Source organism: Rhodococcus sp. NPDC019050, assembly GCF_055664235.1.
In genome coordinates this window covers 77,076-92,251 of the sequence record NZ_JBVOON010000019.1, presented here as the reverse complement: position 1 = coordinate 92,251, position 15,176 = coordinate 77,076, and the positions used below count along the sequence as shown (strand labels likewise).

Annotated in this window: 17 protein-coding genes; 4 read left to right on the top strand and 13 right to left on the bottom strand. The window is 65.4% G+C overall.

Features of this window, described 5'->3' with window-relative positions:
• The coding region (locus tag AC0B44_RS18315) for an integrase core domain-containing protein (protein WP_471904234.1) at positions 1-250 on the top strand (250 nt) is incomplete at its 5' end.
• A 47-nt stretch (positions 251-297) separates the two neighbouring features.
• Here AC0B44_RS18315 and AC0B44_RS18310 read toward each other — a convergent pair.
• The 4 genes from AC0B44_RS18310 to AC0B44_RS18295 all read right to left on the bottom strand — a co-directional run bounded on the left by AC0B44_RS18310 (position 298) and on the right by AC0B44_RS18295 (position 3,381).
• Positions 298-624 (bottom strand): hypothetical protein, encoded by a 327-nt coding sequence (locus AC0B44_RS18310; protein WP_471904233.1) that lies wholly within the window; start codon positions 622-624, stop codon positions 298-300.
• 1,133 nt (positions 625-1,757) lie between these two features.
• Positions 1,758-2,276: an O-methyltransferase gene (locus tag AC0B44_RS18305; protein ID WP_471904232.1), complete on the bottom strand. Its 519-nt coding sequence runs from the start codon at positions 2,274-2,276 to the stop codon at positions 1,758-1,760.
• Between the two features lie 93 nt (positions 2,277-2,369).
• On the bottom strand, positions 2,370-2,807 hold the full coding sequence (locus AC0B44_RS18300) for a VOC family protein (RefSeq protein ID WP_471904231.1): 438 nt from the start codon (positions 2,805-2,807) through the stop codon (positions 2,370-2,372).
• Position 2,808: 1 nt separating this feature from the next.
• Positions 2,809-3,381 carry a DinB family protein gene (locus AC0B44_RS18295; RefSeq protein ID WP_471904230.1) on the bottom strand — a complete coding sequence of 191 codons (573 nt, stop codon included), beginning with the start codon at positions 3,379-3,381 and terminating at the stop codon, positions 2,809-2,811.
• A gap of 63 nt (positions 3,382-3,444) precedes the next feature.
• Here AC0B44_RS18295 and AC0B44_RS18290 point away from each other — a divergent pair, with 63 nt between their 5' ends.
• Positions 3,445-4,407, top strand: a complete 963-nt coding sequence (locus AC0B44_RS18290; RefSeq protein WP_471904238.1) for a helix-turn-helix transcriptional regulator — start codon at positions 3,445-3,447, stop codon at positions 4,405-4,407.
• 39 nt (positions 4,408-4,446) lie between these two features.
• On the opposite strand, the gene AC0B44_RS18285 is transcribed toward AC0B44_RS18290, so the two are convergent.
• The 6 genes from AC0B44_RS18285 to AC0B44_RS18260 form a co-directional block, all read right to left on the bottom strand.
• Entirely contained in the window at positions 4,447-4,626 is a 180-nt protein-coding gene (locus AC0B44_RS18285) for a hypothetical protein (protein ID WP_471904229.1), read from the bottom strand.
• A gap of 182 nt (positions 4,627-4,808) precedes the next feature.
• Positions 4,809-6,071, bottom strand: coding sequence for an ABC transporter substrate-binding protein (locus tag AC0B44_RS18280; protein WP_471904228.1), 1,263 nt, complete (start codon positions 6,069-6,071; stop codon positions 4,809-4,811).
• The gene (locus AC0B44_RS18275; RefSeq protein ID WP_471904227.1) at positions 6,068-7,174 is read right to left on the bottom strand and encodes a branched-chain amino acid ABC transporter permease; all 1,107 of its coding nucleotides are present in this window, start codon (positions 7,172-7,174) and stop codon (positions 6,068-6,070) included. Before AC0B44_RS18275 ends, AC0B44_RS18280 begins: the two co-directional genes overlap by 4 nt.
• Positions 7,175-7,176: 2 nt before the next feature.
• On the bottom strand, positions 7,177-8,055 hold the full coding sequence (locus tag AC0B44_RS18270) for a branched-chain amino acid ABC transporter permease (RefSeq protein ID WP_471904226.1): 879 nt from the start codon (positions 8,053-8,055) through the stop codon (positions 7,177-7,179).
• A 10-nt stretch (positions 8,056-8,065) separates the two neighbouring features.
• Positions 8,066-8,785, bottom strand: coding sequence for an ABC transporter ATP-binding protein (locus tag AC0B44_RS18265; protein ID WP_471904225.1), 720 nt, complete (start codon positions 8,783-8,785; stop codon positions 8,066-8,068).
• Complete coding sequence (locus AC0B44_RS18260) at positions 8,782-9,585, bottom strand: ABC transporter ATP-binding protein (RefSeq protein WP_471904224.1); 804 nt, start codon at positions 9,583-9,585, stop codon at positions 8,782-8,784. Before AC0B44_RS18260 ends, AC0B44_RS18265 begins: the two co-directional genes overlap by 4 nt.
• Before the next feature lie 152 nt (positions 9,586-9,737).
• Between AC0B44_RS18260 and AC0B44_RS18255 the strand changes: the two genes are divergently transcribed.
• Together AC0B44_RS18255 and AC0B44_RS18250 are read left to right on the top strand one after the other, a co-directional pair.
• The gene (locus AC0B44_RS18255) at positions 9,738-10,505 is read left to right on the top strand and encodes an SDR family oxidoreductase (protein ID WP_471904223.1); all 768 of its coding nucleotides are present in this window, start codon (positions 9,738-9,740) and stop codon (positions 10,503-10,505) included.
• Positions 10,506-10,601: 96 nt separating this feature from the next.
• Positions 10,602-11,210, top strand: a complete 609-nt coding sequence (locus AC0B44_RS18250; RefSeq protein WP_471904222.1) for a TetR/AcrR family transcriptional regulator — start codon at positions 10,602-10,604, stop codon at positions 11,208-11,210.
• 21 nt (positions 11,211-11,231) lie between these two features.
• Here the strand turns inward: AC0B44_RS18250 and AC0B44_RS18245 are convergent, their stop codons facing one another.
• The 3 genes from AC0B44_RS18245 to AC0B44_RS18235 all read right to left on the bottom strand — a co-directional run bounded on the left by AC0B44_RS18245 (position 11,232) and on the right by AC0B44_RS18235 (position 15,159).
• The gene (locus tag AC0B44_RS18245; RefSeq protein WP_471904221.1) at positions 11,232-12,107 is read right to left on the bottom strand and encodes an SGNH/GDSL hydrolase family protein; all 876 of its coding nucleotides are present in this window, start codon (positions 12,105-12,107) and stop codon (positions 11,232-11,234) included.
• 912 nt (positions 12,108-13,019) lie between these two features.
• A complete protein-coding gene (locus AC0B44_RS18240) occupies positions 13,020-13,505 on the bottom strand; it encodes a hypothetical protein (RefSeq protein ID WP_471904220.1) in 486 nt (161 codons plus the stop codon).
• 505 nt (positions 13,506-14,010) lie between these two features.
• Positions 14,011-15,159, bottom strand: a complete 1,149-nt coding sequence (locus tag AC0B44_RS18235) for a thiolase family protein (RefSeq protein WP_471904219.1) — start codon at positions 15,157-15,159, stop codon at positions 14,011-14,013.
• Between the last annotated feature and the right edge of the window lie 17 nt (positions 15,160-15,176).

The window sequence follows — 15,176 nt, the reverse complement described above, 5'->3', positions numbered from 1 at the left end:
TGCCTCGTTCATCGATCCGGGTTCGCCGTGGCAGAACGGGATCTGTGAGTCGTTCAACGGGCGTTTTCGGGACGAGTTCCTCGCCTGCGAGGTGTTCCATTCCTTGACCGAGGTGCAGGTCCTTGCTGACGATTGGCGGATCGAGTACAACAGTTATCGGCCGCACGGATCGCTCGGGTTCCGTTCACCCGAGGCGTTCCGGGCACACTGGTTGGAGACCGAGGGTAGACAACAACTACAGTTCGCATAGCCGGTGGACTTCAGAATGGGGCCCAGTCAACCGAGGGTAGACAACAACTACAGTTCGCATAGCCGGTGGACTTCAGAATGGGGCCCAGTCATCTCACCTGTGGTCGTGTCGGAGAAGACAATGAAGCCGTCAGCCCCGGGCTCGGTGACGTTGAACTTGGCCGCGTCGAGTAGAGCAATCGATCGGCCTGTGGCAACCGATTCGAGAGAGTGCAAATACCACAACCACTCCGCGACGTGACCGACGAGGTGGATTTTAGATTTTCCGTCAGGTGGAAGGCCAAATACGGCCGAGATAAAGGCCGCTACCTTCTCCCGATCCGCTCCGGTCAGCGTCGTGCCTGTCAGTGCCGCGTCGCGCCAGAGGTCAGCCACCGTCGAAGCCCCGCCCCGATGGGTCATCACTGCGTCGGCGATGAGCCACGCGAGAGCTGCTCGCTCTGACTGGCTAACCCCGATCACGGTGCCGAGATGCCAAGCGCACTTGCTGGGGGCAGGCCGCGTCTGCTGTACGGACGAAACAAGATTTGTCAGCTTGCAACTGCGCGCGTGGGCAACCGCGTGGGCAACAACGGGAGCGATCGATGGCGGCAGGTGACCCGGCTTCTTTGTCCCGTTCCCCAATCCATCTCTCCTAGCGCTGGACTCGACCGCTTCGGTGCGTGGCGCACGGAGTCTATCGAGCGAGAGACGTCGCACTTCGACTGCGCTGGTCATCGCGGTTCCCCGGTATGGCAGTTGCCGGAGGAAGGTAGGAAACCCGCGCTGGGGTAATCGCGCAATCGACAGTACTGTTCGCAGCGCGACTCCGCTGCGGAGATCCAGCGGCAGGAACACGAAGAGACCCGATTCCAATTCCAGTTGACGTATTGGGGCGGCTCACTTCGCAACTGCAGAACATCGGGATGGACACTGCGCACGACGTCCATGCCACGGTCGACGCAGGTAACCACAACAGGTCGCGAACTCGATTCCTGAGCTTGGCAGTGGGGATCGCCTCGACCTCTGTTTTGTCGAACCGAGCGCAACCCGTAACCATGTGACGTGGCAGTCTTCGCCTGGTGGTCAGGGCGAGCCCCGCACCCGAACGATCGCCCCTAAGAACGGATGAGCACGAGGCTTGACGTGAGCTTGCGGCCCCGCAAGGGCGACGGGGCGACCGACATCCTCAACTCTTTGGGACGGCAGGTCCACGACTCTCCGCCATCAGAGCAAGGAGTGGGATCGCGCCACGCTCACCAAGGAGCCGACCCGACGCTTACTCGTCGTTTATGAGCGGGATTGGGCGGGAACTGCTGCGACTTGGCAAGCGCTGTTCGAACTCTAATCGACTGTGCTGCAGTATTTATCGGGAATTGCTGAGGTCTGTGGAGTGCGGCCGTCCGAGAATCCATTGGTCGCGGGTTCGAGCCCCGCCCGCCCCACAGTCGCGGCCGACCCATCCGAAGTAGGACCACGCGGCGGTCGCGCAAGCGTCGACGACCGCACCGCGCCCGAACCATCGTTCCTTACGGACGAGTCCAGATCGTCGACTGGGCGATATCGCCGGCGCGCTTGAGTCCCCGGTAGTCGGTTCGGTTCCAAGATTCGAGTTCCCGAACCAACGGGTTGTACCGCGGACGATCGGAGTCGTCCATAAAGAGCATCCCACCGGGTGCGATCTTGGAAATCGCGGCGCGCCCGCAGTCGACACGAGCACGACCGTCCACGACAACGAGGTCGAAACTCTCGTCCGGCTGCTCGAGGATCGCGTGAACGTAGTCGTCGAAGAATGCTCCGGGTGCGGACTCCGACGCCATAGTGCCCTGAGGGCTGGGCCGACGCAGTTCGACTTTGGCGTTGGTAGGGGCGGATGCCTTCAACACGTCGAACCATTCCTCGTCGTGTTCGACCGTGACAACCTCTGCGACGCGATCTCCGAACCAGAGGGTCGATCCGCCACCGCCGAACTCGAACACGCGGGCCCCGTCGGGTAGTGCCGATGCGACGGCGTCGATGGCGCGCCTGTTCCACCACGGCTCTCGCACGTCGAGAAGGCCTGCACGGCGCCCACGGATCCAGGTAGGGATTTCTTGCCACCGCGAAGGCTTGTTCCAGTAGCGTGGGTCGTGCGGGACCAGTCAATCGAGGCAGAACTCGTTACCTTCGGGATCGGTCATCACGATGTGTCCGGCGTCGAGCGGGGGTGAGGGCTCGTGGCGCCGAATACGTTCGGCTCCACGAGCAGCGAGCCGCGTGGCCTCCTCTTCCAAGGCCGACATTCGGGCGTCACCGTCCGTGTCGGGCGCGGCTCGAACGTCGAGGTGCACTCGGTTCTTGGCCTGCTTTCCTTCCGGAACTCGTTGGAAGAACAGCCGTGGTCCCACCCCCTCGGGATCGACGACAGCGGAGGCGTCGTTGCGGTGTTCCGGTGGTACACCCATCGCCTCGAGCGCCTCGTCCCACGACGAGAAGCCCGGTGGGGGCGCCTGCACCTCGTAGCCCAGGGCGTCGGCCCAGAACTGCGCCAGCTTCCCCGGATCGCCGCAGTCGAACGTGATCTGGATTTCGCGGGCCATCTCAGCCCACCTCCTGTCGGATCGAGTGATGGGTGTGGAGGTAGAGGTCACGCAGCAGGCACACCTCGGCTATGTGATGGATCAACTCGCGGTGGATGTGCAGTACCAAGCCCGCCATCGGATATTCGGCGTACGGCCCCTCCGCTTCTCCGCACGGGCGGAACAAGCCGTCTTCGCCGAGAGCTTCGACTCCGGCGATCCAGGTGGCGTATTCCTCGTCGAGTTGAGCGAGCGCCTTGTCGGCGGTCGCGGCGTACTCGAAGGAGGAATAGTCGACGGGCGCCCGTCCGAAATGGGACGCGTTGCGCATCGCGAGTACACCCACGACGACGTGGCCCAGCCGCCACGCAATCGTGGTGAACGGTGGCGGGTCCGGCTCCGGAAACGCGAAGTCGATGGTCATGGATCCGGCCCCTGCCTGCACAGGCGCGGTGCCGGTGCCGCGCGGTCGCACGTTCCAGCATCCGGGTGCCGGCTCCCAGAAGTATTCGTCGTCGGTGAGTCCCTCGAGCCGGTCGCGGACCGGGTAAGCGAGCTGGCCCCGTAGCAAGGAGTTCCAGTTTCGTTCCGTCATGGACTCGAGGTTTCCGCATATAGCGGACAGATTCGTTCCGTGATCTGTGCGACCATCGAAATTGTGACCGTCGAGGCGACAACCGAGCGGGTATTGCGGTTGCTGGCGCTGCTGCAGAGCCGGCCGTCCTGGACTGCTTCGGACCTCGCGGTGGAACTGAGGGTCACCGACCGTTCGGTGCGCCGAGACGTGGAGCGGTTGCGGGCATTGGGCTATCCCGTCCGCGCGACCGCGGGCGTCGGCGGGGGTTATCAGCTCGGCGCCGGAACCCGTCTGCCCCCGTTGCTGTTTCACGACGAAGAGGCCATCGCGACGGCGGTGTCGTTGCGGCTGGCGTCGGGAAGCACCATCGCCGGATCCGCCGAGGCGTCCCTGCGCGCGTTGGCCAAGCTGGACCAGGTGATGCCACCGAGGCTCCGGGCGGAGGTACGGGCCGTCTACGGTGCGATGGAGACCCTCGTCGGGCCGGGAATCGAGATCGACGCCGACACCCTGATGGTGCTGGCCCGGGCCTGCCGCGACGCGGTGCGGGTCCGCTTCCGCTACCCGGGCAGCGATGGTGAGGACCGGGAACGCACGACCGAACCGGTGCGGTTGGTCGTGGCCGGTCACCGGTGGTACCTGATGGCCTGGGACGTCGACCGCGAGGACTGGCGCACCTTCCGACTGGACCGGATGGGTGACGTGACGGCCTCGACCTGGAGGTTCCGCCCGAGGGACTACCCGGATCCGATTTCGTACGTGCAGCGCGCCGTGACCGAGGCGCCGTACCGATACCTCGCGCGAGTGCGCCTGCGAGCCGAGGCCGACCGGGTGCGGGAACTGGTGCCGCCCCAGGTCGGCCGCGTCGACGACGAGCACGACGGATGGTGTGTGCTCGTCGTCGGCGGGCAGGACCTGGATTGGCTGGCCCTGCATGTGGCGCGACTGGGGTTCGACGCCGTGGTCCTGGAACCGCCCGAATTGCGGGAGGCGGCACGAACTCTCGCGCAACGACTCTCGGCGATGGCGACAGTCCCGGAGTGAGACCTGCCGACGGTAAGTGAGGCAGGCGGCGTCAGGCCGTCAGTCCATACCGAAACGGATCCAGTTCTGGATCCGCCAGATCACGTTGTACAGGTTCCACGGGGCGAGGTCGTAGGTGTCCCACTCCTGGCCGACGTGAGCCGTCCACTCGGGGATCCGGCCACAGCAGATCCGATGACCGAAGATGGCGAACAGGTTGTTGCAGAGTGCAGCACGCATCAGGTTTCTCCTGACTCGGGGCGGCCCCGGGCCGGGGCTAGCCTTGGTGCTGCGCGTTGTGCATGGGCGTGACAGTACGTGGTGCCACCGACACGACATACGTCGGCCGGGCATCGTCGTGCGATGCCCGGCCGACGTATGTGGATATGTCGGCAGCCGTAACTCTCGGCTGCATGCGTCCGCTATTCCGCTCGGTACTCCACGACGGGATCGCCGAGAGCGTCGGTGGTGGTGTACGCGGGGCCGAAGTACTCCTGGACACCGTTGGTGACCTGGTTGACCCGCGCGCCTCCGGCACCGGAGTGATCGTCCTCGGAGAACCGGAACGGCACGAGATTCGGTCCCGTGAAGTCGCTCGATCGGATCGCCTCGACGATCGATTCGCGAGTGGGGTTCTCGCCGGCGGCTTCGAGTGCCTGAACGAACGTGTGTGCCATGGACATGCCGTAGACGACGTTGCCGTCGAATTCGGCGTCGTTGTTGTACTGCGTGTTGATCTCCCGGAACTTGGTGGTCCACTCGTCGTCTTCGCTGAAGTGCGACGGCAGGTAGTTGGTGCTGAGCAGTCCTTCCGCGAGCGGGGCGGCGTCACCGAGGGTCTTGGACAGGGTCAGGTAGTCGCCGCCCACCGAGGCGGTGGTCCACTGCGGCCGGAATCCGAGTCGGCCCGCGGTTCCGATCGCGAGGGCGGTGAAGCCGGGAATGGTTGCGAGCATGACGACCTCGCAGCCCGCGGCTTGGAGCGCGCCGATCTGCGGGGCGACGTTGGTGTTGCTGGTGGCGTAGAACTGCTTCTCGACCACCGCGTCGGCACCGACGATCTGTTCGACTCCCGCGAGGTAATCGCCACCCAGGTCGTCGTCCTGACCGAGGGTGCACACCTTCTTGCCGGGGATGTTGTCCTTCACGTACTGCGCCATGATCTTGGCTTCGACGGTGTAGTCCGCGTTGAATCCGAAAGTGTTCGGGTACTTGTCGGGCTGGTTCCAGATCCGCGAACCGGACGCGACGAACAGGTCGGGAACATTGTTGGTGTCGAGGAAGTCGAGCACACCGGAATGGGTGGGTGTCCCGAGGCCGCCGAGGATCGCGAACACGCGGTCCTGCAACACCAGTTCGCGCACGACCTGCTGGGTATTGGACGGGTTGTAGCCGTCGTCGAGTGCCTTGTACTCGATGGTGCGGCCGTTGACGCCGCCTTGTTCGTTGATGTAGTCGAAGTACGCCTTGGTGGCAGGCGGGATCTTCGAGTAGCCGGCGGCGGCCGGTCCGGTCAGTGGCATGTGGGTGCCGACCAGCACCGAGGTGTCGGTGACACCGGTGGTGTCTCCTTCACCGGAGGCTCCCGTCGACGCGGTGGTGCCGCTGCCGCACGCGGCAAGCGTCAGGGCCGTCGTCGCAGCGAGCGCGACGAGAGAAAGTTGGTGTCGCCGACCTGTTTTCATATGCTGGCCTCTGCTTTCGGTGGGGTGGAGACGGAAGTGGAATCGCGGTGACGGCCGTGTTTCGGACCACGGCTACCCGGCCGGAGACGACGAAGTGCTGCGCCGAACAGGCCCTGGAGACCGGCCGGCGCGAGCATCACGATGAGGATGACGGCGAGGCCGAAAACGGCGATCGCGAGGTTGCCGTCCAGACGTTCGGCGAGAGACGGAGACAGTTCGAGTGTGTCGGTGAGGGCAGCCACGAGCGCGGGCAGCACGACGAGGAGCACCGCGCCCCACACGGCACCGAGAAGAGACCCGAGTCCGCCGATGACCACGCCCATGAGCAGGAACAGCGAGAAGGTGACACCGAACGCGCCCGGAGACGCGCTCTGGGAGACCATGGCGAGCACGCCGCCGCCGAGACCGGCGGCACCGGCGCTCACCACGAATGTGGTGATCTTGGTGCGGGCGACGTCGATACCGGCGAGGCGGGCGGCGATCTCGTCGTCGCGCACGGCCTGCATGCGGCGGCCGAAGTCTCCGGCAATCAGATTCGACAGGACGAGCACGGTGAGGGCCGCGGCGATCACAGCGATGGTGGCCTGCCACTGTTCGACGGTGAACGCCGACGCGATGCTGCTCGGTGGCCCCTCCACGTACGCCCACAGTCCCTGGTCGCCGCCGAGCACGCTGGAGAATGTGGTGGTGATCGACGGGATCACGACGACCAGCGCGAGCGTCAAGCCGGCCAGATAGGGGCCGTGAAGACGTGCGGCGGCCGCCCCGACGACGACGCCGACCACGCAGGTCACCAGCACGGCAGCGACGAGCGGCACGAGCAACACCGAGATCCCGGTGGCGCCGGCGTCTCCCATCGCGTTGGAGGTCAGCGCGAAGGAGTATGCCCCGCAAGCCATCAGCGCTCCGTGCCCGAGCGAGAGTTGGCCGTTGCGTCCGATGAGCACGGTCAGTCCGGCTGTCGCGCAGAGATAGGCGGCGATGGTGGCCAGTTGGTAGTTCCGGAACGGAGGTAGCACGAAGATGATCGCGATGACGGCGACGGCGATACCGAACACCACCGCGGCTCGCACGGCGAAGGAATCGAAACGGGAAGTGTGCATGGTCAGACCTGCCTGGCGGCGACGCCGGAGAAAATGCCTTGGGGCCGCAGCAGAAGCACCGCCAGCAGCATGAGAAGTACCGCGATCGGCGCGATGCTTCCACTGAGATAGCCGCTGACGAAGCTCAGCAGCAACCCGGTCGCGAGGCCACCGAGCACCGCGCCCACGGGGCTGTCGAGCCCGCCGATCACCGCTGCGGTGAACGCGAAGATGAACACGAGATCGACTGCGTGCGGGTTCAACCCGAGTTCGGTGGGAACCACCAGCAGTGCCGCGAGTCCGCCGACAGCGCCGGCGAGAGCCCACCCGAGCGTGAGCATCGCCGACACCTTCACCCCCAGCAGTCGCGACACGTCAGGAGCGAATGCCGACGCCCGCATCTTCAATCCGAGGTCGGTACGGGTGAACAGCAGGGCGAGCCCGATCACCACCACCCCCACCGCGGCGAAGACGAACACGTCGTACGGCGACAACAGCGGAACGTTCCCGACGCGCAACGGATCACGACTGAACGGCAACTGCATCGGCCGGAAGTCGTTGCCGTAGATCATGCCGAGGACGGCGTGGATGACCATGACGAGTCCGAGCGCGACGATCACCGCGGCCAGCGGGCGGCTGTGGTCGAGGCGGCGGATCAGCACCCGCTCGACGAGTGCCCCCAGCAGGAAGCCGCTGACGACCGCCACGAGGAGGCCGTACCAGTACGAACCGGTTGCCGACGTCACCGAATAGGCGATGTACGTGGTGGCCGCGGCCATGGCGCCCTGCGCGAAGTTGATCACGCGGGTGCCGCGCCAGATCAACACCAGTGCGAGTGCGAACGCTGCGAACACGGCACCGCGTGCGAGTCCGTCCACTGTGAGAAACAGGAACCTGTCCATCGGTTACTCCTCAGAATCCCAGGTAGGCGGTGCGGAAGTCGCTGTCCATCACGAGTTCTGCGGCAGAAGTGGCGACGACGACGCGGCCCAGGGCCAGCACGATCGCCTGGTCGGCGATCGGGAGTGCACTGTGAACGTTCTGCTCGACCAGCACCACCGTCAGTCCGGTGCGGTCGCGCAGGTCGCGCAGGGTCGTCATGATCAGGTCCACGATGCGCGGTGCGAGGCCCAGCGACGGTTCGTCGAGCAGGAGCAGTGAGGGCCGCGCGACGAGGGCACGGCCGATCGCGAGCATCTGCCGTTCACCGCCGGAGAGTTGATGGCCGCTGCTGTTGCGTCGGCGGGCGAGTGGTTCGAACATCTCGTACATCTCGGCGATGGCACGTTTGGTGTCGGCGCGGTCCTTGCGCCACAACCCACCGAGGCGCAGGTTCTCCTCGACGGTCAGTTCGCCGATCACGCCGCGGCCTTCGGGTACGTGTGCGACGCCGTGGTGCACGAACTTTTCCGTAGGGACCCCGAGTACCGGTGTGCCCGACACGCTGATCGCCCCCTGGACCGCCGGCAGCATCCCGGACAGTGCCCGGAGCAAGGTTGTCTTCCCGGCACCGTTGGCGCCGACGACGGCCGCGATCGTGCCGGCAGGGACGTCGAAGGTCACTTCGTGCAGTACCGGTACGGGACCGTATCCGCCCGTGAGGTTTTCGACGCGCAGGAGTGGTGCGGTCACGCCGCCTCCTTTCCACCGAGGTAGGCCGCCGCGACCAGCGGATCGGCACGGATCTCGTCGGGGGTGCCCGCGGCGATCACCTTGCCGAAGTCGAGGACGACGATGTGGTCGCACACCGACATGATCAGGTCGACGTTGTGTTCGACGAGCATCACCGATCGCGATCCGTCGCCACGCGTGGGGAGACGGCGGATCAGTGCTCCGAGTTCCTCGATGTCGGCGTTGTCGAGACCGCCTGCCGGTTCGTCGAGAAGAAGCAGAGTCGGGTCCGAGATGAGTGCACGCGCGAGCGCCACCTTCTTGGCGACCGCATAGGGGAGCGACGGTGGAAGCGCGTGTGCGTAGTCGCCGATCCCGAACTCGTCGAGAAGCGCCGCGGCCGAGGCGCGGGCGGACCGCTGAGCGCGAGCGCTGTACGGCAAGCCCAGCAGGCTCGTGACGAATGGTGCGCGGTGTGACACCGACGCGCCCGCGGCGACGTTCTCGAGGACGGTGAGCCCGCCGAAGAGTCCGAGTCCCTGGAGGGTGCGCGCCACCCCATGGCGGACGAGGCTGTGGGGGACGGGGCGCACAGGACGGCCGTCGAAGGCCAGGGTGCCGGCGCGCGGGCGCTGGAATCCGCAGATGACGTTGAACAACGTCGTCTTTCCCGCACCGTTGGGACCCATGACTCCGACCACCGAACCTGCCGGGACCTGCAGCGACACATCCTCGAGTGCGACGAGGCCGCCGAATCGGACCTCGATGCCATCAAGGCGGAGCCGGGAAGAAGTGTCGCTCTCGGCGGCAATTGGTTGCACAGTTGGTGCACTTTCTCTCGTGCCGTCTCCGGGCTTTCGGGCGTTCTGCCGGGCCTCGGTGAGACCGGCGTCACTGTTGAGCGCCAGGTTACAACACTGTGAGTGTATATTCCTACTGTCCGGACGGATCATTACGAAGAGGAGTCGAGACGGTGGTCGAATCCATCTCGGGCGCCCCACGCCGGCTCGAGGGCCGGGTCGCTGTGGTGACCGGCAGCAGTAGGGGAATCGGACTCGGTCTCGCGGAGCGCCTCGTGGCGGAGGGGGCCCGAGTGGTGCTCACCGCGCGGTCGCCGGAGCCACTCGCCGAAGCGGTCGCCGCGCTCGGTCCGGACGTCGCGTGCGGTGTCGCGGGCAAGGCACACGATCCGGCGCACCGAGACGAGACGATGCGGGTCGCTGTCGATCGTTTCGGCAGGATCGACATCCTCGTCAACAACGCCGGCACCAACCCCGTCTACGGTCCCTTGTCCGAACTCGACCTCGACGCCGCCCGCAAGATCTTCGAGGTGAATGTGCTCGCCGCACTGGCATGGACGCAACGCTTCGCCGCCGTTGCCACCAAAGGCGGTGCGGTCGTGAATATTTCGTCCGTGTCCGCGTTCTCCCATGCGCCGGGAATCGCGTTCTACGGGGTGAGCAAAGCGGCGCTCAACCAGCTCACCCGCTCGCTCGCGGCAGAACTCGGGCCGGCGATCCGTGTCAACGCCGTCGCGCCGGCGATCGTGAAGACGCGCTTCGCGGCGGCGCTCTACGAGGGCCGGGAAGAGGAAGTCGCGGCGCGGTATCCGATGCACCGGCTCGGGGTGCCGTCGGATGTCGCGTCGGCGGTCGCCTACCTCGCGTCGGACGACGCGTCCTGGGTCACCGGGCAAGTGCTCTCCGTCGACGGCGGCGGACTCACGGCGTCCGCGGAGTGAGAGTCGGCGAGGGCCGAATCGTGCGGGCGCGAGCAGGCTCGTGCGCACTGGCAGAATGCACCACAGCACACGAAAGAAGTAAGTGAAGGAGCGGTGGTGACCAGCACCCCGGACGGCCGGACCGCACGCGGGGAGCGCACCCGACGCGCCGTGATCGACGCGCACATCGCGCTGATCGAAGCGGGAGAACTCAAACCGACCGGAGCACAGATCGCCGAGCAGGCCGGAATCTCGGTGCGCGCCCTGTGGACGAACTTCAACGATCTGGAAACGCTGTTCGGCACCACGGGCGCCGAACTCCTCGCTCGCCAGGACGCGATGTTCGTACCGGTCTCACCGGATCTCGACCTTCCCGAGCGGGTGGACAGATTCTGTACTCAGCGCGCGAAGCTGCTCGAGTTCATCGCTCCTTACGCAAGGGCAGCGGGGTTACGGGAGCCGTTCTCCCGGGAATTGCGAACCAACCGGATGCGGCACATCGCCCGCGTCACCGACGAGATCGAACAACTCTTCGTACGCGAACTCGCACCACTGCCGTCCTCGCGCCGGACACAGACGGTCCAGGCACTCGGAATCGCCAGTACGTGGGCGTCCTGGTCGGTACTGCGCGACGAGTACGGCCTCGACGTGGACGGTGCCACGGCCGTGATGCGCCAGACGGTCGCTTCCGTCCTGGCAGCGGCCGTGCACATGTCTCTCGGATAGAGGTCGCACGGCGGGGAGGACTCACCCGAGCAGTGAGGCCACCACCTGGTCGGCCGCGTTGCGGTGCCCGGCGGCGTTCGGGTGCAGGGGGATCGCCTCGGCGACCGGGGACAGGCCCTCCATCCAGCGTTCCGCAGGCTCGGCGCACGAGTCGTGACCGACGGTCGACGTCGCCAGGTCGACGTACTCCGCCCCCGCATCCTGCGCCTGCCGGCGCATCGCGTCGTTCAGCCGGTCCAGTTTGTCCTGGAGATAGGTGGCATCGTCCGGCCACATCCGCTGGTCGGGAAAACAGCCGCCGTCGCGGATGGCCGTGGGATAGCCGACGAACACTATCTTCGCGTTCGGGGAACGATCCCGGATCTCCTCTGCGATCGTCCCGTACCGGGGACCGAAGGCGTCGATCGCGGCGTCGACCCGGTCGGAACCACCGGCGGTGTTCGTCACTGCACAGGACTGCCCGTTGGGGGGTGGGCGCAGATTGACACACCCCACCGCCAACTGGACCAGGCCGATGTCGTTCCCGCCGATACCGACCGTCACCAGGTCGATGTCCGGCGTCAACGCGTCGTACTGCGGCAGCACGCCGACACCGCGGAAGGTCGACTGCGATTGCGACAGGTCGGTACTCACCGCTCCGCCACACGACACGTCGACGAAACGCGAGACGTTCAGCACCTCGGCGACCAGGGTCGGATAGTTGCTGCTCGATCGTCCGCACTCGTCCGAGACCTGCGGCGGAATCCCCGGACCGGATGTGAAGGAATCCCCGAGTGCGACATAGGAATCGTAGAGCGGCGTGGCGAGGGCCGATTGGGAAGCAGGAACCCCGGCTACGAAAACAAGTGTGGCAACGGCGGTTCCGAGGACCCCTGCTCGAGTGATGCCTGTGCGCACGGAACGACTCCGATGTTGTCGGCGGTCGCCGTTATCGGCGACGTGTCTCGATGATGATCCGGCGGGGTCGCGCCGCTGTCAAGGGATTCCCGTCTGCCCGTCCGGTACGGCCCGGCATCAGGGCACGAACCCTCTATGTCGGCGACACGGAACCCGCCGAAGGCGTACCCGCTCCAACTCCCACGGTCTCGGTGGGGGAATTGGAGCGGCCCCTATGAGTGACGACACGCCGGTAGTCGGAGGGTGAGCGACTCGGCGTTGTGTTCGTCCCTGTCACCATCAAAATGTTCAGTCCGACAAAAAGTTCGGTCCGAGGTTCCGGGTCGGACGAAGTTCGGGTGGGTGAATTCCGGATGGCTGACTGGGTTGCGTCCGGCTCGAACGTCACCCGACACCGACGTCGCCTCAACCACGTGGTCCTTCATCGTCGACCCTCTCGTTGACTCTCGTACTACGGAGTGCAGTCGCGTCACGACACTCGAGTGGCCTGGCGTGTTCGCGTGCCTCGGCGGCGACGTCTCCCGCTGCCCTGCTGTGTCGTGCTGCAAGTGCGTTCCGTGTAGGTGCCTTATGGCGGATTCGTTAGGGCGGCTGCTTGTTCTGACTCTCTCGAGGGCGGTTGTGGCGGCCGCTTCGTCAACGACCGTACTTGAAACGTGTCCGGTCGTGGGCGCCGCCCATTGTGATCTTCAGGAAAAAGTGGCAGCGTTTTGACAGTTCAGGTGGCACCGATCCTGTCGCATGAGACAGTTGGGGCTTCCCTCCCCGCGGTGTCCGGCTCAGCGATTTCTCGACGTCGTCGGGGACGCCTCCTATGTAGCGATCATGGAGGGGTGGGCGAGGGTTGGTTGTGTCGACGCCCCACTCAACACTCATCTCGGCCGATGGCAAAGAACTGCCCACGCCGACGACTTATGGCGTGCACAACGCGCCGATCTCGGCAATCATGCGATCAAAGCTGGGAGCCACCCACACCGGGCGTCCGTCTCGAAGAAACGGCATCAACAGCCGTTGCCCGTCGATGGGCCACTGCACGAAAGGCATCCCGCAAGCCAACTGATCTTGCACCTCGCCGGCGATCAGTACGGTCAACTCCTGCAGGGATTGCTTGATGTGCGGACCCCCGAATCCCATGCTCTTCAGTGTCGTGGTTCCCGCAGTCTTGTGCCGAGGCCGCGGACCGGCTTCGAGCCTCAGGTGGCAGTAACCGTCCTCGACCAACGACACCGTCCACAGGCAGTTCTGCACATAGGTGTCAGGTCCGTGCCAGCGGCACTGCAGATCTCGCCCCACGGCATGACACGCACCGACGAGGTTCGCAGGAGCGTCGTCCGGTGCATCCGGCCCGGCGATCGGAAACGTCCAGACTTTCAGGTAGTTCACCTCAGGTACGAACACGACCCCAGCTTCGCATGACCACGGCCCAATGAGCCTGTAGAAGACCGTCGGTTCCAGGCGATCACAACCTGCCTCGCCCAGCTGTCAGAAGCCGGATCGACCGGATTACTTTGACAGAGATCGGGTGACATTTTCGCTGCATCTCAACACCTACAAAGGTGTAGGTTCCCGCGAACTTTTCAGTGGTGCAGTGCGTAGGCCTGCTGCGTTCCAAGTTCGTGTCAGTCAGAGATTCTCACGAACTTGTCGGAATCCTCAGAAATGCCGGCCCCGTCTCTCTGCGCGCCTACCTCTGAACTGCGGTAACGCAATCTGGAAACTGACACACCCGCGAGCGTGCCGGGATCGGACCACCGGGCGGTGGGCGCGCAACTGCGCCTCGACCGACTACCCGAATAAGCCGCACGGGCTCCGAGCAACGAAAAAGGAGGCGGCGCCGCTGTGGCGGCGCCGCCTCCCTTCCCTTTCCGGCTGCGAACAGCGGGCGGTTACGTAGCGCGATCGATCAGAGGGACAGGATCGACGCGGCGGCCGTTCCGGGTGCTCCGTAGACCTGGGCGAGTCCGACCTTCGGCTCACCGGGTACCTGACGATCGCCCGCCTGGCCGCGCAACTGGAGCACGAGTTCGTGCACCTGGCGGATGCCGGAGGCGCCGATCGGCTCGCCGTTGGCGATGAGCCCGCCGTCGGTGTTGACCGGCAACGACCCGCCGATTTCGGTGGCACCCTCGGCGATCAGCTTCTCCTGGTCGCCGTCGGCGCACAGGCCTGTCTCGGCCATGTGGATGACCTCCGCGCCGGCGTCGGTGTCCTGCAACTGGGCGACGTCGACGTCCTCTGGTCCGATGCCGGCCGCCTCGTACGCGGCCTTCGCGGCGTACACGGTCGGAGAGACGTCCTCATCCACCGCTGCCCACGTCGCGTGCACTTCGTAGGCACCGTACGTGCGGGTGCGAATCGCGGTGGAGCGCAGGTACACCGGCTTGTTCTCCGTGTACTTCGATGCGAGATCGCCGCGGCACATGATGACGGCCGCAGCGCCTTCGTCGGGAGCACAGAACATCTTGGCGGTGAGCGGGTAGTTCAGCATGGGCGAGTCGAGGATCTCCTCGATGCTGAATTCGGTGCGACGGAACGCCTTCGGGTTGAGGCCGCCGTTGCGGTAGTTCTTGGCGGCGACCCGGGCGAGCGTCTCGTGCGAGATGTTGTGCTCGAGGGTGTACCGGTTGGCCTTCATGCCGAAGAACTTGGTGGTGACGAACTGACCGTTCTCGGCGTACCACGCCGGCAGGCCGAGCATGGCGGGGTCGGCGGTGAATGCACCGCGCGGGTGCTTGTCGGTGCCGACGGCGATGCCGATGTCGTACTTCCCGGACCGGATGCCATCCGCGGTCTGTTCGATCGCACTGGCGGAGGTAGCGCACGCATTGAATACGTTGGTGAAGGAGATGCCGGTCAGGCCCACCAGCCGGGTGACGGCGTCGGTGTTGTCCACCTCGTAGCTGCCGCCGATACCGAACTGGATGTCTTTCCAGGCAACACCTGAATCTTCGAGTGCGAGCTGGATCGCGTCGGCCGCCATCTCGATGGCCGACTTGGTGCCGAATCTGCCGAACGGGTGCAGGCCCACACCGATGATGGCAACGTCGTTCATAGTTTCAAGAACTCCTC